At 73.7% G+C, this 18,077-nt stretch carries 17 protein-coding genes; 9 read left to right on the top strand and 8 right to left on the bottom strand.

The features are described from left to right. Positions 1 to 185: 185 nt before the first annotated feature. From ACIPYS_RS20190 to ACIPYS_RS20200, 3 genes are all read left to right on the top strand, one after another. Positions 186 to 1,637: an endonuclease/exonuclease/phosphatase family protein gene (locus ACIPYS_RS20190; RefSeq protein ID WP_400747695.1), complete on the top strand. Its 1,452-nt coding sequence runs from the start codon at positions 186 to 188 to the stop codon at positions 1,635 to 1,637. A gap of 14 nt (positions 1,638 to 1,651) precedes the next feature. Beyond that, entirely contained in the window at positions 1,652 to 3,661 is a 2,010-nt protein-coding gene (locus tag ACIPYS_RS20195; RefSeq protein WP_093858868.1) for a phosphocholine-specific phospholipase C, read from the top strand. A gap of 92 nt (positions 3,662 to 3,753) precedes the next feature. Beyond that, positions 3,754 to 4,227, top strand: coding sequence for a VOC family protein (locus tag ACIPYS_RS20200; protein ID WP_093858867.1), 474 nt, complete (start codon positions 3,754 to 3,756; stop codon positions 4,225 to 4,227). Positions 4,228 to 4,253: 26 nt separating this feature from the next. On the opposite strand, the gene ACIPYS_RS20205 is transcribed toward ACIPYS_RS20200, so the two are convergent. The 3 genes from ACIPYS_RS20205 to ACIPYS_RS20215 form a co-directional block, all read right to left on the bottom strand. Then, positions 4,254 to 5,519, bottom strand: a complete 1,266-nt coding sequence (locus tag ACIPYS_RS20205) for an aromatic acid exporter family protein (protein WP_093858866.1) — start codon at positions 5,517 to 5,519, stop codon at positions 4,254 to 4,256. Between the two features lie 63 nt (positions 5,520 to 5,582). After that, positions 5,583 to 6,323: a polyprenol monophosphomannose synthase gene (locus ACIPYS_RS20210; RefSeq protein ID WP_400747698.1), complete on the bottom strand. Its 741-nt coding sequence runs from the start codon at positions 6,321 to 6,323 to the stop codon at positions 5,583 to 5,585. Positions 6,324 to 6,504: 181 nt separating this feature from the next. Further along, on the bottom strand, positions 6,505 to 6,771 hold the full coding sequence (locus tag ACIPYS_RS20215) for a GlsB/YeaQ/YmgE family stress response membrane protein (protein ID WP_030393150.1): 267 nt from the start codon (positions 6,769 to 6,771) through the stop codon (positions 6,505 to 6,507). Positions 6,772 to 6,991: 220 nt separating this feature from the next. On the opposite strand from ACIPYS_RS20215, the gene ACIPYS_RS20220 reads away from it, so the two are divergent. Both ACIPYS_RS20220 and ACIPYS_RS20225 read left to right on the top strand, forming a co-directional pair. Beyond that, positions 6,992 to 10,321 (top strand): AMP-binding protein, encoded by a 3,330-nt coding sequence (locus tag ACIPYS_RS20220; RefSeq protein WP_400747701.1) that lies wholly within the window; start codon positions 6,992 to 6,994, stop codon positions 10,319 to 10,321. 63 nt (positions 10,322 to 10,384) lie between these two features. Continuing rightward, positions 10,385 to 10,810: a DUF4259 domain-containing protein gene (locus ACIPYS_RS20225; protein WP_400747703.1), complete on the top strand. Its 426-nt coding sequence runs from the start codon at positions 10,385 to 10,387 to the stop codon at positions 10,808 to 10,810. Positions 10,811 to 10,857: 47 nt separating this feature from the next. On the opposite strand, the gene ACIPYS_RS20230 is transcribed toward ACIPYS_RS20225, so the two are convergent. Next, positions 10,858 to 11,808 carry an NmrA family NAD(P)-binding protein gene (locus tag ACIPYS_RS20230; RefSeq protein WP_400747705.1) on the bottom strand — a complete coding sequence of 317 codons (951 nt, stop codon included), beginning with the start codon at positions 11,806 to 11,808 and terminating at the stop codon, positions 10,858 to 10,860. 91 nt (positions 11,809 to 11,899) lie between these two features. Between ACIPYS_RS20230 and ACIPYS_RS20235 the strand changes: the two genes are divergently transcribed. Beyond that, positions 11,900 to 12,643 (top strand): TetR/AcrR family transcriptional regulator, encoded by a 744-nt coding sequence (locus ACIPYS_RS20235; RefSeq protein ID WP_400747707.1) that lies wholly within the window; start codon positions 11,900 to 11,902, stop codon positions 12,641 to 12,643. Positions 12,644 to 12,658: 15 nt separating this feature from the next. On the opposite strand, the gene ACIPYS_RS20240 is transcribed toward ACIPYS_RS20235, so the two are convergent. Beyond that, on the bottom strand, positions 12,659 to 13,261 hold the full coding sequence (locus ACIPYS_RS20240) for a hypothetical protein (protein ID WP_400747709.1): 603 nt from the start codon (positions 13,259 to 13,261) through the stop codon (positions 12,659 to 12,661). 338 nt (positions 13,262 to 13,599) lie between these two features. Here ACIPYS_RS20240 and ACIPYS_RS20245 point away from each other — a divergent pair, with 338 nt between their 5' ends. Together ACIPYS_RS20245 and ACIPYS_RS20250 are read left to right on the top strand one after the other, a co-directional pair. Beyond that, positions 13,600 to 14,406 carry a class I SAM-dependent methyltransferase gene (locus ACIPYS_RS20245; RefSeq protein WP_400747808.1) on the top strand — a complete coding sequence of 269 codons (807 nt, stop codon included), beginning with the start codon at positions 13,600 to 13,602 and terminating at the stop codon, positions 14,404 to 14,406. 197 nt (positions 14,407 to 14,603) lie between these two features. Beyond that, positions 14,604 to 15,554 carry a trypsin-like serine peptidase gene (locus tag ACIPYS_RS20250; RefSeq protein ID WP_400747711.1) on the top strand — a complete coding sequence of 317 codons (951 nt, stop codon included), beginning with the start codon at positions 14,604 to 14,606 and terminating at the stop codon, positions 15,552 to 15,554. A 146-nt stretch (positions 15,555 to 15,700) separates the two neighbouring features. On the opposite strand, the gene ACIPYS_RS20255 is transcribed toward ACIPYS_RS20250, so the two are convergent. The 3 genes from ACIPYS_RS20255 to ACIPYS_RS20265 all read right to left on the bottom strand — a co-directional run bounded on the left by ACIPYS_RS20255 (position 15,701) and on the right by ACIPYS_RS20265 (position 17,296). Further along, positions 15,701 to 15,826, bottom strand: coding sequence for a hypothetical protein (locus ACIPYS_RS20255; protein ID WP_400747713.1), 126 nt, complete (start codon positions 15,824 to 15,826; stop codon positions 15,701 to 15,703). A gap of 29 nt (positions 15,827 to 15,855) precedes the next feature. Continuing rightward, positions 15,856 to 16,410: a GNAT family N-acetyltransferase gene (locus ACIPYS_RS20260; RefSeq protein WP_400747810.1), complete on the bottom strand. Its 555-nt coding sequence runs from the start codon at positions 16,408 to 16,410 to the stop codon at positions 15,856 to 15,858. A gap of 238 nt (positions 16,411 to 16,648) precedes the next feature. Further along, complete coding sequence (locus ACIPYS_RS20265; RefSeq protein WP_093858860.1) at positions 16,649 to 17,296, bottom strand: TetR/AcrR family transcriptional regulator; 648 nt, start codon at positions 17,294 to 17,296, stop codon at positions 16,649 to 16,651. A 119-nt stretch (positions 17,297 to 17,415) separates the two neighbouring features. On the opposite strand from ACIPYS_RS20265, the gene ACIPYS_RS20270 reads away from it, so the two are divergent. Next, complete coding sequence (locus ACIPYS_RS20270) at positions 17,416 to 18,033, top strand: SRPBCC family protein (protein WP_400747716.1); 618 nt, start codon at positions 17,416 to 17,418, stop codon at positions 18,031 to 18,033. The last annotated feature ends 44 nt before the right edge of the window (positions 18,034 to 18,077 follow it).

Raw genomic sequence — 18,077 nt, forward strand, 5'->3', positions numbered from 1 at the left:
GCCCGACAATCCGTCACGTCTCGTTCATGTCCTGGTCGCCGGTCTTCGGATGAATGGGCGCGGCCCCGCAGTTGTACAGCCAACTGTTGACGGGCCGACCCTCCCAAGCCTCCGTCACCAGCCGCGGACGGCCCCGGCCCGGCACCCCCCGACGGCCCGGTGCCCGAGCGGCGGACAGGACATCCGTGGCCACCGGCAGCACCCTGACCAGCACGTCGTCGAGCAGCCCCGTCGAGGGCGACCGCCTCACCTTCCACTGGACCACCGACGCCCCCGACCCCAAGAACTGGGTCGGCATCTACGACGGGGACCGTCAGCCCGGCACGGGCAGCTCCCTGCTCTGGAAGTACACCCCGGCCGGCGAGGGCGACGTCCAGCTCGACACCTCCGCCCTCACCGGCGGCCCGTACACGGCCTACCTGCTCGCCAAGGACGGCTACGGCGTCCTCGCCAAGACCCAGCCGTTCACCTTCCGGCCCAAGCCGGCCGTGGTCCGCCCGCACGCCGTGGTGGACTCCCTCACCGCCACCCCCGTCGCCCCCGGCGCCGCCGTCACCGTCAAGCTCGGCGGCCTCTGGGCCCGCCCCGCCGGCAACCCGGCCGGCAGCGCGGCCTTCCGCAAGGTCTCCGGACCGGCCTGGCTCGCGGTCGCCGCCGACGGCACCGTCACCGGCACCGCGCCGGGCGGCGCCGCGCCGCGCACCCCCGAGGTCCTGGTCGTCGGCGTCAAGGACAGCGCCGGAGCCACCGACACCGTCACCGTGCTGCTCCCGGTCGTGGACCCGGCCACCGCGCCCCGGCTCAAGGTCGCGAGCTGGAACCTCGCCAACGCCGGTGCCGCCTTCACCGACGCCCTCGAGAAGCAGCTGCGGGTCGTGCTGGCCCAGGGCCTGGACGTGCTCGCGCTCCAGGAGACGGCCGGCAAGGCCGCCCAGGCGCTGGCCGACGCCCTCGGCTGGTACGCCCACCAGAGCGCCGGCAGCGTCGGCCTGCTCAGCCGCTACCCGCTGACCGCCGTCACCCCGGCCACCGCCGAACTGCCCGCCGCCGGGGCGACCGTGCAGCTGCCCGGCGGCCGCGCCGTCCGGGTCTGGACCGCGCACCTCGATGAGTCCGACTACGGCCCGTACGCCGTCCAGGACGGCCGCACCGGCGCGCAGGTCCTCGACACCGAGAACGCCTCGGCCCGGCTCCGGCAGGCGCGGGCGCTGGCCGCCGCCGTCACCGCCGACGCCGCCGCGGGCGCCCCGGTGGTGCTCGCCGGCGCGCTGTCCTCGCCCTCGCACCTCGACTGGACGGCCGCCACCGCCGCCGCGCACGGCGGAGCCGGGGCGCTCGCCTGGCCGGTCACCACCGCGCTCCAGGCGGCCGGACTCACCGACACCTTCCGTGAGGAGAACCGGGACCCGGTGAAGGCCCCCGGCACCACCTGGTCGCCGGTCCGCAAGCAGCGCGCCGCCGGCAAGGCCGAGCCGCAGGACCGGATCGACTACGTGCTGTACCGGGGCAGGCTGCGGCTCGTCGAGGCGCACACGCTGGTCGCCGACTGGCCGGCCACCGCCGCCGACCCGGCCGCCCTCGCCGCCAACCAGTGGCCGTCCGACACCGCCGCCGCGGTCGCCACCTTCCAGCTCTGAAAGGCCAGTTCGCGATGTCCGAGCTCTCCCGCCGCACCTTCGTCGGCGCCACCGCGGCCGCCGGCGCCGCCGCCCTGACCGGCCTCCAGGGCACCCCGGCCCAGGCCGCGCCCACCCAGCCCGCCGCCGCGCCGGCCCGCCTCACCGGCACCATCAAGGACGTCAAGCACGTCGTGGTGCTGATGCAGGAGAACCGCAGCTTCGACCACTACTTCGGCGCTCTCAACGGCGTGCGCGGCTTCGGTGACAAGCAGGGGCTGCAGTTCCCCGACGGCACCGACGTGTTCCGCCAGCCGGACCCGCGCCGCAGCGACGGCAATGTGATGCTGCCGTACCGGATGGACACCTCGAAGTACAACGCGCAGAACGCCGGCGGCCTGCCGCACGACTGGGCCACCGGTCACCAGGCCATCAACAACGGCGCGATGAACAAGTGGATCGCCGCCAAGGGCGAGCGCACCATGGGGTACTTCACCCGTGAGGACATCCCCTACCAGTACGCGCTGGCCGACGCCTTCACCCTGTGCGACGCCTACTTCACCTCGCTGGCCGGGCCGACCGATCCCAACCGGCTCTACCTGTGGACCGGCACCTCCGGCCCCGGCCGGGACGGCACCACCGGCCCGTGGATCGACAACACCCCGGTCACCGACAACCCGGTCGCCGACTGGACCACCTACGCCGAGCGCCTCCAGTCGGCGGGCGTCACCTGGCGGGTCTACCACAACCCCAGCAAGGACGACCGCACCGGCGACTACGACGACAACGCGCTCTCGTACTTCAAGCAGTTCCACAACTTCCCGAAGGACGACCCGCGTTACATCAACGCGATGACCAAGTTCGACCCGGCGGCCTTCGACGCGCACTGCAAGGACGGCACCCTGCCGACCATCTCCTGGCTGGTCGCGCCGTACCTCTTCTCCGAGCACCCGGAGGCCGGACCGGCGTACGGCGCGCACTGGGTGAACCAGGCCCTGCAGTCGCTGATGTCCAACCCGGACGTGTGGCGGCACACCGTCTTCCTGGTCATGTACGACGAGAACGACGGCTACTTCGACCACATGGTGCCGCCCACCCCCGAGCCGGGCACCCCGGAGGAGTTCACCCAGGGCCGCGCCATCGGTCTCGGCAACCGCGTCCCGCTCTGGGTCGCCTCGCCCTGGTCGCGCGGCGGCTGGGTCAACTCCCAGGTCTTCGACCACACCTCCGTGCTGCGCTTCATGGAGCAGGTCACCGGTGTGGCCGAGCCCAACATCTCGGCCTGGCGCCGCGCCGTCTGCGGCGACCTCACCAGCTGCTTCGACTTCGCCGCCCCGGACCAGTCGATCCCGCAACTGCCGGACACCAACGCCCTGATGGCGAAGGCCGACGCGGGCACCAAGCTCCCCGGCGTGCAGCTGCCCGCCGTCGGCGCCCAGTCCATGCCGGTGCCCGAGCGGGGCGACCGCCCGCACCGCCACCTGCCCTACCAGCCCTGGGCCGAGGCGGAGGTGGACCGACTCACCGGCCGGGTCACCTGCACGATGAGCAACGACGGCTCGGTGGCCTTCCCGTACACGGTCTACCCGAACATCGTGCAGCCCTTCGCCGGGACGCCGTTCACCGTGGCCCCGGGCGCCTCGGCCACCTACGTCTGGGAGGCCGCGAAGACCAACGGCCGCTACGACTTCACCGTGCACGGCCCGGACGGCTTCGTCCGCCGCTTCGCCGGCACCGTGGTCCGCGACGGCCAGGGCACCGCCGAGCAGCCGTCCGGCCAGAACGACATCGCGGTGCCGATCGTCACCGCCGACCTGTCCGGCTCCAAGCGGCTGACGCTCCAGCTCGTCAACGACGGCATGACCGACGTCTGCTTCACCGCCGTGCCGAACGACTTCGCCGGCACCGCGCAGACCGTCTGGGTCCGGCCGGGCAAGCAGAGCAACCTGGTCTGGCCGCTGGACAAGCAGGGCCGCTACGACGTGGTGGTCACCGCCGCCACCGGCCAGCGCTTCACCCGGCGGTACGCGGGCTGGGTGCACTGAGTCCGGATCCTCGCGCGCCACGCCGCGGCCGGTCCCCCCGGCCGTGGCGTGGCGCGCCCGGGGACGGCCGGGCCCGCGGCTACCGTCGGCCCATGCAGCAGATCACACCCTGTCTCTGGTTCGACGACCAGGCCGAGGAAGCCGTCCGGTACTACACCTCGGTCGTCCCCGACTCCCGGATCACCGCCGTCACCCACTACACCGAGGCCGGTCCGGGCACCCCCGGCACCGTGCTGACGGTCGCCTTCGAACTCGGCGGCCGCCCGTACGTGGCCCTCAACGGCGGGCCGCTCTTCCCGTTCACCGAGGCGGTCTCGCTCCAGGTGCACTGCGACGACCAGGCGGAGGTGGACCGGCTCTGGGCGGCCCTGCTGGAGGGCGGCGGCCAGGAGGGGCCCTGCGGCTGGCTCAAGGACCGCTGGGGCCTGTCCTGGCAGATCACCCCGCAGGTGCTGATCGACCTGGTCTCCGACCCGGACCGGGCCAAGGCCGCCCGGGTCACCACGGCGATGCTGCAGATGCGCCGGATCGACATCCAGCAGCTGCTGGACGCCGCCGAGGGGTGAGGCGCAGGTCCGGGCAGCCTGCGGGCTCAGCCCCGGGCACCCGCCGGGGGCTTCGCGCGCCGTCGGCGGACCCGGGCGAGGACGGGGCGCTCGCCGCGGAGCCAGCGGCGCAGCCGGCCCAGCCGGGAGAACCGCTCCCGGCCCGCCACCGAAGCCCGGTCCAGCTCCTCCATCAGCCGCCGCGAGCGGTGCTCCAGGTCCAGTTCGTCGAGGATCCGGTCGACCTCGGTCAGCAGCGATCCGAGCAGGTGCCAGGACTCCGGGTCCGCGCGGACCTGCTCCAGCAGCAGTCGGGCCACGTTCTCCCGGCTCGCCCAGGCGGCGGTCAGCTCGGCGGTGAGCCGTTCCTCGGCCTCCTCGGCGTTCCGGCTGACCTGGGTGGTGACCAGCACGGCGAAGCTCACCAGCGCGCCGCCGACATGGGCGAGCAGTTCCTCCATCGCCACCGCGAGGCCCGGCGCCACCAGTGGCTCGCCGGGCCCGCGCCGTTTGGCGAGGTCGGTGAGCGAGCGCGAGATGACACGGATCACCACCACGCAGATCTCCAGGGTGTCCAGACCGGTGCGCAGCACCAGCCGGGACAGCAGCCCCTCACTGATCCGGGGGTTGAACCGGAGGCTGTCCTCGGCCTGGCGCAGCGCGGCGTCGACGTCGGCGATCGCCTGGTCGAGCCGGCGGGCCTCGTGCAGCCGTTCGGCGGCGTCCGCGACGGCGGTGGGCCGGCCCAGCTGCTCGGCGAGGTCGAGCAGCAGGTGCCGGGCCCGGCGGGCCAGGTCCTCGATCGACTCACCGGCGGTGTCCACCCAGACCGGTGGGGCGAACACCAGGTTGAAGAGCAGGCCGACACTCGCGCCGATCAGGGTCTCCAGCACCCGGTCCCAGGCCTGGGAGGCGAGTTTGGTGACCCCCAGGATCAGCATCGCGCTGATCGCGACCTCCTGGACGAACTCGTCCACCCGGACGAACCGGCCGATCACCAGCGAGGCCAGGATGATCAGCCCGAGGCTCCACCAGGAGAGGCCGACCACCGCGCTGAAGCCGATCGCGATCAGTACGCCGACGACCACCGAGTTCACCCGGCGGATGCTGGTGGTGAGGGTCGAGTAGACGGTGACCTGGACCACCAGCAGCGCGGTGAGCGGGGCCGTCAGGGGGGCCGGTTCGCTGCTGAGCCAGGTCGCCACCACGTAGGAGAGGGTGGCGGCGACGGTCGCCCGCGCGGTCTGGACGGCGAAGGGTTCACGGGCGGCGCGGCGCAGCAGGCCGACCACGGGTTCCGGTAGCAGGGCCATGCGCGCCTCCTTCCCCGTCCCCCGCTTCCCACCGGTCCACTTCCGTCCGGTCCGGCGCGGGGGCTACTGCCTGCCGCGCCCCTCGCGCAGCAGCTTCCACGGCGCGAGCGCCGACTCCACCTGCACCCCGAGGCTCATCTTGGACGCGCCCTCGACCCGCTCCTCGAAGCGGATCGGCACCTCCTTGATGGTGAGCCCCCGGCGCACCACCCGGTGGTTCAGCTCGACCTGGAACGAGTACCCGTTGCTGTGCACCGACGGCAGGTCGATGGCCCGCAGGGTCTGCGCCTTCCAGGCCTTGAAGCCGGCGGTGGCGTCGCGCACGCCCAGGCCGAGGATGGTGTTCACGTAGAGGTTGGCCCAGGCCGAGAGCGCCTTGCGGTGCCACGGCCACTCCTCGGCGGTCGATCCGCCGGGCACGTACCGGGAGCCGAGCACCACGGCCGTGTCGTCGGCCAGCAGGGTCTTCACCATGAGCGGCAGGACGGCGGCCGGGTGGGACAGGTCGGCGTCCATCTGGACGACCACGTCCGCGTCGTTCTCCAGGGCCTTGGCCATGCCGGCGACGTAGGCGCGGCCGAGGCCGTCCTTCTCGGTGCGGTGCAGCACCGAGACCCGGCCCCCGGACTCGGCGGCCAGCTTGTCGGCGACCTCGCCGGTCCCGTCGGGGGAGTTGTCGTCGACGACCAGCAGGTGCAGGTTCGGCAGGTCGAGCCCGGCCAACAGGCCGGCGAGGACCGGAAGGTTCTCCCGCTCGTTGTAGGTGGGCACGACCACAACGACCTTCGGGGCGGCCTCGACCATGTTGTGTTCCCTCGCGAGTTCGGCGGCACGGCCGTCGGGCTGCGACGGCCGTGCGAGTCTAGCCGCGCCGCTTCGAACAGGGTCGCGCCGGACCACCCTCCGGACCCGGAGGACCCTTCGCCCGCCCGGGCCGGGGCCGGGGCCGGGGGTTGGGTCCGGGGCCGGGCACGGTCGCGGCCGGTCACCTGGACCGGCGCGAACTCCAGGCGGGAGCGACGATGCCGATCAGGCCGACCGCGAAGGCGAGCTGGAGCAGATGGCGGATCCAGTCGATGCCGGACGTGTGCCGCACGCCGATCCACCCGGCGACCGCATTGCCCAGCCAGGCCCCGGCCGCGCCGAGCAGCATGGTCAGCCACCACGGGATGGCCTGCGGGCCGCGCAGGATCAGCTTGGCGATCACACCGAGCACGAAGCCGATGAGCAGAATCCACAGGAGCTGGAACATCGCATTCCACCTTTCGAGGCACGTTCCCTCATGATCGCCCGAACCGCGCGTCACGGCACGTCCGGAGCCGGCCGCCGAGGTGCGGGCCGTGCGCCCCCGCCTGCCCCGTCCGGGCCGTGGCATTCCCCGGGCCGTTTCGCGGGCCGTTCCCCGGGTCGCTCCCCGGGGGTCCGCCCGGCGGTTACGCTCCGCGACCGCGACCGGAGGGTGCGGCCGGAGGGTGCGGCCGGCGCCTGGCCGGGCGATGCGGTCGCCGGGCGGAGGTGGCCCCGGACGGGGCGCCGGCCGGACCCCGAGGTCCGCGGGCGGACGACTCTGGCGGGGGACGGTACCCAGCCGCTACGGTCTGGACCAGCCACCCGTCCGGCCGATCGGCCGCGCCCCGTCCTGGCCACTTCCGGGAGTCGTCATCAGCACCCGATCCACCGTCAGCGCCGTTCCCGCCACCGCCGCTTCGGCACCGACGGCGCCCGACGCGCTCACCCTGACCGACCTGCTCGACGACCGGGCCGCCCGGCACCCCGACCGGCCCGCGCTGATCGTCCCCGGCCGCCCGGTGCTCGACTACCGGACGTGGCGGGAGCGGGCGGTGCGAGCCGCCCACGGGCTCGCCCGGGCAGGTGTGCGGCCGGGAGAGCGGGTGCTACTGCTCTTCCCCAACCGCTCCTGGGACGCCTACGCGGTGGCCTTCCTGGCCGCGCACTACGCGGGTGCGGCGGCCGTCGTCGTCCGCGAGGATCTGAGCGCCGAGGACACCGCGCGGCTGGCGGGCGACAGCGGGGCGGTCCTCGCGGTCGCGGACTCCGCCGAGGACGGGCGGGCCGCCGCGGCCGCCGTCCGCTGCCTGCCGCTGGCCGGACTGGAGGCCGACGGCGCCGGTGACAGCACCGGTGCCGTCACGGAGGAACCGCCGCACCGCCCCGCCCCCGGCGACCTCGCCCAGGTCATCGGCACCTCCGGCACCACCGGCGCCCCCAAGGGCGTGCACGCCGCGCACGCCAGCCTGACCGCCGGCCAGCGGCTCGACCCGCGCCCGCGCCCGTACGCCCACTCCGCGCACGCCGTGCACGCCTTCCCGATCGGCACCAACGCGGCCCAGGTGGTCCTGGTCAACGCGCTGGTCGCCGCGCCCGCCACGATCTGCCTGCCGCGGTTCGACGCCGAGGAGTTCGGGCGGACCGTCGCCGAACACCGCGCCGGCACCGTCTTCCTGGTGCCCTCGATGGCCGTCGAACTGCTCAACTCCGGTGCGGTCGGACGGCACGACCTGAGCAGCGTCCTGCTGATCAGCTGCTCTGCCGCCGCCCTGCCCGCCCCCGTTGCCACCGCGCTGCGCGCCGCCCTGCCGACCGCGACCCTGGTCAACACCTACACCTCCGCCGAGGCGTCCCCCGCCCAGATATCCGCCGTCGTCGACGCCCGCCGGCCCGGCTCGGTCGGCCGCCCCGCCAACCCGGCCGACCTGCGACTGCTCGACGAGGACGGGCAGCCGGTCGCGACGGGCGCCGTCGGCGAGGTGTGGCTGCGCCAGCCGGGACCCCCGCGCGGCTACACGGCCGGCGCGCAGGCCACGGCCGCCGTCTTCCGCGACGGCTGGGTGCGGATGGGGGACCTCGGCCGGCTCGACGCCGAGGGCTACCTCCACCTGGTCGACCGCGAGAGCGACATCATCAAGTCCGGCGCCCTCAAGGTCTCCACCCTGCGCATCGAGGACGTCCTGCACGGCCACCCGCGGGTCGCCGACGCGGCCGCGCTCGGCCTCCCGCACCCCGTCATGGGCGCCGTGCCGGTGGCCGTCGTCGTGCCCGCCGCCGACGGTCTGGACCTCGACGAACTGCGGCTGTTCCTCGCCGCCCGGCTCGGCCGGGCCGAACTGCCGGTCCGGATCCTGCTCACCGACCGGCTGCCCCGCAACCCCAGCGGCAAGGTCGTCAAGCACGAACTGCGGGCCCGCTTCGACACCCCCGCCGAGGCGCCCGCCGGCACCCCGCCCACCGGTGACACCGAACTCGCCCTCGCCGCCGTCTGGCGCAAGGTGCTCGGCCGACCGGTCGCGGCCGTCGAGGACGAGTTCTTCGCGCTCGGCGGCGACTCCTTCCGCGCCGTCCAGCTCGCCGCCGCCGTCTCCGCCGAGTTCGGCGTCACCGCGAGCACCGCCCTGGTCTTCGAACGCCCCTCGCTGCGGGCCCAGGCCGCCTGGATCGCCACCGCGCCCAGGACCGCCGAGGCCCCGCCCCCGGCGGACGACGCGGAGCTCTCCCCGTTCCTGCGCGAACTGCGCGCCCAGCCCCACGACATCCCGCTCACCTCCCAGCAGGAGAACTTCCTGCGCTGGATGGCCGAGGCCGAGGGTCGCAACGTCGGCTCGGTCGCCGTGATGTTCCGCGTCACCGAGGCACTGGACCCCGGTCTGCTGACCGAGGCCCTGTACGAGGCGGTGCGCCGCCACCCCGCGCTGCGCACCCGGTTCGTGCCCGTGCCCGGCGCCCTGCCCGGCGTCCGGCGCGCGGTCGTCGATCCCGACCCCGAGGTGGAGGCCATCCTGGTCGACGCCCCGGGCGAGAGCGACGACGAGGTGTCCGCCCGGCTGATCGCCGTCCGGGACCGGCTCACCGACGTCGGCGAAGGCCCGATGACCGGCCTCGCCGTGGTCAGCCGGGGTGCCGACGACCACGCGGTGCTGCTCGCCGTCCACCACATCGTCGGCGACGGCTGGTCGGTCGGCGTGCTGCTGCGCGACCTCGGCGTCGTCTACTCCGCGCTGCGCCGCGGCCGCCCGGCGCCCCCGCCCCGGCCGATGCCGACGCTCGGCGAGCTGGTCGCCCGCGCCAACGCCAACTGGCCCGTCTCCCGGGCCCACTTCGCCCGCACCCTGGCCGGAGCGCCGGAGGCGGTGCACCCCTTCCCGGGCCGTGCCGACACCGAGACGGTGCTCAGCGCCGCGCACCGGCTCACCGTCCCCGCCGACCGGGCCGCCGCACTCCGCGACCGGGCAGCCGAGGCCGGGGCGACCCCCTTCCAGGCGCTCGCCACCGTCTGGCTCGGCCTGCTCGCGGAGCGCAGCGGCCAGGACGACCTGGTGCTGATGACCCCCGTTCCCGGCCGCACCACACCCGAGGCCGAACAGGCCGTCGGCTGTTTCGTGCAGTCCCTGCTGCTGCGGGTCGACGCCTCCGGGGCACCCGGCTTCGCCGAACTCCTCGCCCGGGTCCGCGACACCGCCACCGCGGCCCTGGACCACCAGCTCTACCCCTTCGCGGAGTTCAGCCCGCTGGCGCCGTTCGCCGCCTGGCTCCGCTACGAGAGCTGGAACGCCCCCGCCCAACTCCCCGGCCTCGCCTGCACCGCCTGGGAGGTCCCGCGCGCCGCCACCGTCCCCTACCCCCTCCCCGGCGGCGACCGGCACGTCCCCGAACTCGCGGCCACCGAACAGCCCGACGGCTCGCTGGTCTGCTGGCTCCGCTACAACGAGCACGCCTTCACCCCGGCCGCCGTCGAGGCCCTCGGCACCGCCCTGGCGGCCCGCATCACGGAGGCCGCCGGGGGCTGAGCCCGCGTGATTGTCGGTGGCCGGTGCCATGATCCCCACGAACGATCCGAGAAGGAGAACACTGTGGGCACCTGGGACATCGGACACTTCGACAACGACACCGCGGCCGACTTCTGCGCAGGACTGGACGGGGCGGCGGCGGGCGAACGGGAGGGCCTGGTCCGCCGTGCGCTGGCGGCGGCCGCCGGGACGGGGGCCGAGGAGTACCTCGATTTCGACGAGGCGGCCGAAGCGGTGGCCGCCGCGGCCCTCGTCGCGGCCCAGTGCCCCGGCGGCGAGCCGGTCACCACCGCCTACGGTCCCGACGAGTCCCTCCCGGTCTTCCCGGTCGACCTGCGCCCCCTCGCGGCGCAGGCGCTGGAGCGGGTGCTCGCCGAGGAGTCCGAACTCGCCGAGCTCTGGGACGAGACCGAGGACGGACCCGTCTGGCGCCGTGCCGTGCGGGAGCTTCGTGAGGTTCTCGCGCCGGCGTCAGGACCGGCGTCCTGACCGGCTCCGGGGGCCCGGGGCGCTGCTCGAGCTGTTCTGACGATCTGTCAGGCCGCCCGCGCGGCGGCCGCTGCGTCGGCGGCGTCGAACCGGGCCCGCAGCGCGGCGGCGCCGCCCTCGGCGAGCCAGTCGCCGAGGCTGCGCAGCCCGGGGTGGAGCGCCCGCAGTGCCTCGATGTCGACCCGCCAGCGGTGGCCCTCGGCCCACTGCCGGCGGACCTCGGCGAACCCGGGGTGCAGGGCGGCGGCCTGGTCGTGGCCGATCCGCTCGTAGCGCAGCGTCCGCCCGGTCGCGGCGCCGATCACGGCGACGGCCTCGACCGGTGTCGGGGCGTCACCGGCCAGGTCCAGAGTGAGCCCGGCGAACCGCTCCGGCCGCTCGAAGGCCAGGGCGGCGAACTCGGCGATGTCCTCCAGGGCGATCATCTGGAGCGGCTGGTCCGGTGCGAAGAGGTGCCGGTGGACGCCGTCGGTGAACCCGTCGAAGCCGATCCCGGCCACGCCCAGGTAGTTGGTCATGAACCGCACCGGCCTCAGCACCGTGACCCGTTCGATCCGCTCGCGCAGGTACTCCTCGGTCCGCCGCTTCCCCGGGGCCGCGAACGCCGTGCCCGTGGTCGGGGCGACGCCGGTGAACACCACCTGGCGGATCCCGGCGTGGGCGGCCGCGTCGGCCAGGGAACGGCCGCGGCCGAACTCCAGCTCCTCGTCGAGGCCGGTCGACCCGTAGGCCACCGGCGGGACGACGAACAGCGCGCCGGCCCCGGCCAGGGCCGGGCCCAGGCTCGCCGGATGGTCGATGTCCGCGACGGCCAGCTCGGCCCCGGCCTCCGCGAGCGCCACGGCGGCGGGCGCGGCCGGGTCCCGGACCAGGGCGCGCACCGGCCGCCCGGCGGCCAGCAGCCGCCGGGCCGTCGCGCCGCCCTGCTTCCCGGTCGCGCCGGTCACGGCGACGACGCTCCAGGCGGTGTCCTTGCGTTCGGCGTGTTCGGTGGTCATCTCGTCCTCCCTCGCCCCGGCCTGTGCTTCACCCCGGGGATCTGGGATACTCCAACCCGTTTGACTTCGGGGGCACAAGGGGTTTCGTGACATGACGACGGTGATCGGCGCGGGCGACCGGAGCGACGCCCGCCGCAATCGGGCCCGGGTGCTGGCGGCGGCGGCCGAGGCGTTCGCCGAGCGGGGGCTGGACGTCCCGCTCGGGGACATCGCCCGCCGGGCGGGTGTCGGCGCCGGCACCGTGTACCGGCACTTCCCGAGCAAGAACGCCCTCGTCGAGGCGGTGATGACCCGACAGCTGGCCGAACTCGTCGCCTCCGGCGAGCGGCGGACGGCCCGGTCCGCTCCCACCGAAGCCTTCTTCGGCTTCCTGCTGGACGTCATCGGCACCTCCAACAGCAGGGTGACCGTCTGCGACGTCATGTCGGCCGACGCGAGCTGGCCGCGCCCGCTCCTGACCGCCACGGTGGCGCGGCTGCACCAGCTGCTGGCGGCGCTGCTCGGCGCCGCCCAGCGGGCCGGTGGTGTCCGGCCGGACCTCGACCCGGACGACGTGGTGGCGATCACCATCGGGTGCGCCGCGATGCTGGCGGCCCGGCACGACCGCGCGGCCGGCCTCGCTCTGGTCCGGCTGACCCTGGACGGCCTCCGCCCGTCCGGCACGGCTGTCACGGAAGGCCGCTCGTTCCGTGACAGCCGGGGCCTGCGCGCCGCGGTCCTCCCGGTCTGCGAGGACTGCGGAGCCGCCCTCACCGTCCGCCCCACCGGCCGTCCGGCCCGCTACTGCGGCGCCGCCTGCCGCCAGCGCGCCCGCCGTCGCCGCCTCGCTCCGTGACCTCCTCGGACCCGGTCAGGGGATGTACGTCCGCCAGCAGGTCGGCGACGGGCCGCCCGGCTCGCCGCACGGGTGCGGTGGGTACCCGGGGCCGGAGAAGGACACCCGTCGCACGTCGTAGGCCGCCTGCTCGTACCAGCCGTGGAAGTACACCGTCAGCTCGGTGGTGTCCGGCCCGGTCCGCACCTGCACCGACAGGTTGTTCCAGCCGCTCCCGCTCGACCAGGTCGAGGCGTTCTCGCCGCCCGCCCCCGTGGCGCCGACGAAGGCGAACGGCCCGCGCACCGTGGCGTTCAGCAGATAGCCGGAGTTCGGCAGCACCCGCACCCGTTGCGAGCACCGTGCGTTGTTGTCGGCGCTCGGGTAGCCCGTCACGTAGTGGTCGTGCGGGATGCTGCTGCCCCGGACGTCCCCGTCGCACTTCCAGATCCACGGGTAGGAGTCGAAACCCCCGTTGAGGACCAGATCGACGTTGGGCAGCGGATCCGCCGCCCCGGCCGCGAAGCCGGCACCGGAGGCCAGCCCGACCGCCGCGGCCGCCGCCGTGAGCGCACCCACGACGAGCCCGACGAAAAGCCCGCCCCGCCGCCGGAGTCTGTTCTGAACGAGTGCACGCATGCCGTCTCCGGGTGGGGGAGTGCCGATGGGGGCAGCGGTGCGAGGGAGTGGGCCACACCCTGCTGGACCCGGCCGACTCCCGTCAAGGTTTACGCGAGCCGTGTTCACGGCAGGCGGGCCTCGGCGGGCGGACGGCCCGCCCCGAAATTCCGCCGGAGAGTCGTCGATCCCGACGTAGGGTGCCCGCGATGGCTCTGGGGCTCGTCGTCACGGACGGGGCCCTCGCTCCCCGTACCCGAAGACCTCGGGCCGGTGCCGCTCCGCGGACGGCCCGGCACCGGAAGGATCCCGTGAGCGCGACCGAACTGACGGCGAAGGCACCCTCGATCGCGGCCGCCATGGCCACCTCCGACGTGTCTCCCGGAATCCAGCCGGCCCAGACCCGCTACCGGGCCGCACTGGTCTCCGGCTGGGACATCCCGGCCGGAGCGTCGGTCCTGGAGGTCGGCTGCGGACAGGGCGACACCACGGCCGTCCTCGCCGAGGCCGTCGGCCCGCGGGGCCGGGTGGTCGCCGTCGACATCGCCGATCCCTCGTACGGTGCCCCGGTCACCCTGGGACAGTCGGCGGAACACCTCAAGGCGACGCCGCTGGGCTCCCGCATCGACTTCCGCTTCGGCCTGGATGTCCTCGACGAGGCGGTGACCTTCCCCGACGACGGGTTCGACCACGTGGTCCTGGCGCACTGCTCCTGGTACTTCGGCTCGCTGGACCAGCTCGCGGCCACCCTCGTCCGGGTCCGCCGCTGGGCGCGGAACCTGTGCTTCGTCGAGTGGGACCTCGAACCCCGATCCGACGAACAACTGCCGCATCTGCTCGCCGTTCTGATTCAGGGACAGATCGAGGCGGGCGGCTCACGGGGCGAGGGCAACGTGCGCACGCCGTTCTCGCGCGAGAGCCTGCTGCGGACCCTCCCGGCGACAGGCTGGAACCCCGCCCGGCCGCGGGCCGTCGACACGGCCGGCCTCCAGGACGGCGACTGGGAGGTGGACGCCTGCACGACGCTGCTCGACGACGCGCACCGGCTGGACCGACTTCCCCGTGCCGTGCAGGAGTTGGTGCTGAGCCAGGGGGACGTGCTCCGGTCCCTGGCGAAGCACCAAGGCAACACGCCGCTGCCGGCCTACTCACTGACCGCCCGCTGACCGTCCCGCCGAGCGGTCGCCCCGGCGGCGGGAAGCTGCCGCGGCGTCGGCTTGAGAGATGTGAATTCCTCTTCCCGCCAAGCCTGTTCGTGCGCTTTCTTTGAGTATCCGTACTCAGGCGGCGCGCCCGGGTCCGGTGCCACGCTGCCAGAACGGCGGTCACCCGGCCGCCCGACGGACACGGAAGAGGGAACGAAGTGAAGTTGCTGAGGACTCTTGGCGGCGCCGCGCTGGCGCTCGCTCTGGGACTGGGGACGGTCGGGGCCGCCGACGCGGCTGCGCCCCGGCCCGACCGGACCGCCGGCACGTCGACCTCGGAGACGAGCGCGGCGGACGACGCGGCGGCCCGCGCGTACTGGACGCCCGAGCGGATGGCGGCCACCGTCGCCGAGGAGGCGAAGGCCGCCGGTGACGACGCGGCGGACCGGGCCGAGGTCGACGCCGCGGCCGCCCGTTTCGCGGTCAACCGGTCGGTGGACCGGACGGTGGGGCGGGTCTTCTACTTCAACACGGTCGAGCAGGTGAACAAGAGCTGCACGGCCAGCGCCCTCAACAGCCCCTCGAAGATGATGGTGATCACGGCGGCGCACTGCGTCGCGGGCAAGGGCAGCCGGATGAACGGCAATGAGGCGAAGTGGTTCAAGGTCGACTGGATCTACGTGCCCGCGTACGACGGCACCGCGCCGTACCCGTACGGGATGTTCACCTGGAAGCAGGCCCGGGTGTTCAACAACTGGCTGGACGAGTCGGACCCGCCCGAGTGGGACGTCGCGATGGTCACCCTCAACCCCAACGCCAACGGGCAGAAGGTGGTCGAGGCCACCGGCGGGAACGGCCTGGTGGTGAACCGGCGTGAGGAGACCTTCGTCACCGCCGTCGGGTACCCGGCGAACATCGACGACGCCGCCCACCAGGTGAGCTGCGCGGGAACGCTGGAGCGGCTGATCCTCTACCCCATCCTGTTGGACCTGCCCTGCCGGACCCTGGGGGAGGGTTCCAGCGGCGGGCCGTGGCTGTGGGTGGATCCGAACACCCTGCAGACGGCGGTCAACGGGGTCACCCGGGCGCACGACGGGGTGGAGATCGACACTCCGTACTTCGACGACAACGTCTGGGGGATGTACACCCGACAGGGCTCGATCACCTGACGGTCCGTCCGCCGGGATGTTCCCCGGCCGGGCGCGGCCGGGGGCACCGTCCGCGATCCACACCGCTCCATGCCCGACTGCGGGCGTGGAGCGGCTTCCGGGCCAGGAGCGGTCCGGGCCGGCCGCCGCCGGAGGAGTGGGTCGAGTCAGCCGAGCAGGGTGGCGAGTTCGGAGTCGAAGAGGATCTCGGCACCTGACCGCATGCCGGTGAAGTGGCCAACCAGTTCGAGGAAGTGGGCCACGCTCTGGTGGGCCCGGCCGAATCCCGTCAAGACCGATACGAACTATCGGTGTCGGTAGGTCAAATCCGAAACAGGGGAGTCACTGCCGAAGGCCCGGCGAACTCTGCGGCGAGGGCATCCATGACCACCTCGTCACAGACCTCTCCCAGCCAGTACCCCGCCTCTCGCAAGGCGCCGACGGTCCGGAATCCTGCCTTCTCATAAGCGCGGACAGCAGGCCGGTTGGGTGCGAGTACCTTGAGCCAGATCATCCGCAGATTGGTGATGTGGAACGCGTAGTCCAGCGCGAGACGCGTCGCCGCCGTCCCCAATCCTCGCCCTCGCGCCTCGGGCGCCAGCATCACCACGTACTCGGCCGTGCGAACGGCGGCATCCGGTAGCAGCGTGGCGACGCCGACCGGCACGGCGGCGTCGCCCACCAGGTCGTAAATGGTGAACCGGATGTTGTCCCCCCGAAGTTGCGCCGCCATCCCCTCCGCGCGAGCTTCCAGTGACTCGGGTTGCTGCCGCCCGTACCCCACGAGCAGCGCCGGATCCTGCTCCCAGCGCCAGTACGTTTCGACAAGGTCGGCGCGGTAGGGCCCGAGGCCGCAGACAGAGTCACGGATCCAGATGATCGCGAGAGGGGTTCGCCGACAACTGCGCCGTCCTCAGTTTGCACCCAGGCGTGGGCTCGGGTCCGCTCCGCACGCCGGGATCGGGGCGGGCGAGGCATAGTCCGTGATCGCCATGACCGGGCGGATCAGTGAGAGCGACGATCGGTCCGGCGGGCGGACCGCGTGGCCGATGACGGCGGTGTTCATGAGCCGATGGCACGGGCCAGGACCGTGGCGGCCGGGCGGGTGGGCTGAATCAGCCGAGCAGGGTGGTGAGTTCGGAGTCGAAGAGGATCTCGGGGTCGAACTGCATGCCGGTGAAGTGGCCGGCGAGTTCCAGCGACAGTACGCCGTGGAGGCGGGTCCAGAACCTCAGGAAGAGCGCGAGGGCCTCGGGCGGGGCGGGGTGGGCGGCGGCCCAGGTGCGGTGGTCGGCGAGGTGGGTGGCGAGGGGTGACCCCGGGGCGTCCCCGGGGAGGGTCGTGGCGCAGGCGTCCAGCAGGGTGACCGCGATCTCCTGGGAGATCGCCCTCGTGTCCTCGGGGGCCTGGTAGCCGGGCACGGGTGTGCCGTAGACCAGCAGGTAGCGCTGGGGGTCGGCGAGGGCCCAGGTGCGCAGGGTGCGGGCGAGGCCGGCCAGGTCGGCGCCGTCGTCGGCGGCCGTGCGGAGGGTGTCGGCGAGGCTGCGGTACGCCTCGCGGACGAGTTCGGTGATCAGCTCGTCCCGGTTGGCGAAGTAGCGGTAGAGGGCGGGGCCGCTCATGCCCATCTGCTTGGCGATCGCGTTCAGCGAGAGGGCGGAGGCGCCGGCGGTGGCGATCTGTTCCCAGGCGCGTTCCATGACCTCGGCGCGGACCTGGGTGCGGTAGCGCTCGCGGGGGGTGGTGGGGTCGCTCTTCGCCATCGTGGGGGTCGCCTCTCGGAATGTGTTGGTTAGAGGGTATCACGGAAGCTATTGACTCTTGAGGCGATGAGGAGTTAGAACTTCTAACAAGCAGAACGAGGGCTAGGGAAGGAAACATCATGTTCGGTATGCGCAAGGCCGGAATCCGGGCCGCCGCGATCACGGTCCCGCTGGTGGCCGCACTGCTCGGCGGTGCCGCGGCGCCCGCCGGCGCGCACAGCGCCAAGGGCCTCACCTGCCGGGGCGCCGGGGTCGACCCCGCCGCGCAGGTCCGCTACCGGACCGAGGCCGTGATCGACGCGCCGCTGGACGTGATCTGGAAGCTGCAGACGGACGTCGACCGCTGGCCGTCCTGGCAGCGGGCGGTCAGCAGTGCCGAGCGGCTGGACCACGGGCGCTTCCGCGCCGGGTCGGCGTTCCACTGGACGACGCCGATCCCGCCCGAGGTCGGGATCCCGGCCAGCGCGCTGGACATCACCTCGACCGTGCGACAGGTCAAGGACCGCTCCTGCATCCGCTGGACCGGCCCGGCCGACGGCGAGGGGCTGCACATCGACGGCGTGCACGTCTGGAACTTCACCAAGGTGCGCGGCGGGGTGCGGGTGAGCACCGAGGAGACCCACACCGGGCCGCAGGTCGACGCGAACGTGCCGCTGGCGACCGGGATCCTGCGGGCGGGGCTGGACGGGTGGCTGACCGACCTGAAGGCGGCCGCCGAGGCGCGGGCGCCCAGGTAGGCACCCGCACCCCGGCGGTGGTCAGCCGTCCGGTCGTCCGCTCC

The organism is Kitasatospora sp. NPDC089913 (assembly GCF_044748625.1).
Lineage (GTDB): Bacteria > Actinomycetota > Actinomycetes > Streptomycetales > Streptomycetaceae > Kitasatospora.

Bases quoted from the DNA above. Each gene is read 5' to 3' on its own strand.
- ACIPYS_RS20215 (WP_030393150.1), bottom strand. From the start codon at position 6,771: ATGTTCCAGCTCCTGTGGATTCTGCTCATCGGCTTCGTGCTCGGTGTG.
- ACIPYS_RS20210 (WP_400747698.1), bottom strand. From the start codon at position 6,323: ATGGTCGAGGCCGCCCCGAAGGTCGTTGTGGTCGTGCCCACCTACAAC.
- ACIPYS_RS20200 (WP_093858867.1), top strand. From the start codon at position 3,754: ATGCAGCAGATCACACCCTGTCTCTGGTTCGACGACCAGGCCGAGGAA.
- ACIPYS_RS20205 (WP_093858866.1), bottom strand. From the start codon at position 5,519: ATGGCCCTGCTACCGGAACCCGTGGTCGGCCTGCTGCGCCGCGCCGCC.
- ACIPYS_RS20270 (WP_400747716.1), top strand. From the start codon at position 17,416: ATGTTCGGTATGCGCAAGGCCGGAATCCGGGCCGCCGCGATCACGGTC.
- ACIPYS_RS20195 (WP_093858868.1), top strand. From the start codon at position 1,652: ATGTCCGAGCTCTCCCGCCGCACCTTCGTCGGCGCCACCGCGGCCGCC.
- ACIPYS_RS20245 (WP_400747808.1), top strand. From the start codon at position 13,600: ATGGCCACCTCCGACGTGTCTCCCGGAATCCAGCCGGCCCAGACCCGC.
- ACIPYS_RS20235 (WP_400747707.1), top strand. From the start codon at position 11,900: ATGACGACGGTGATCGGCGCGGGCGACCGGAGCGACGCCCGCCGCAAT.
- ACIPYS_RS20265 (WP_093858860.1), bottom strand. From the start codon at position 17,296: ATGGCGAAGAGCGACCCCACCACCCCCCGCGAGCGCTACCGCACCCAG.
- ACIPYS_RS20240 (WP_400747709.1), bottom strand. From the start codon at position 13,261: ATGCGTGCACTCGTTCAGAACAGACTCCGGCGGCGGGGCGGGCTTTTC.
- ACIPYS_RS20230 (WP_400747705.1), bottom strand. From the start codon at position 11,808: ATGACCACCGAACACGCCGAACGCAAGGACACCGCCTGGAGCGTCGTC.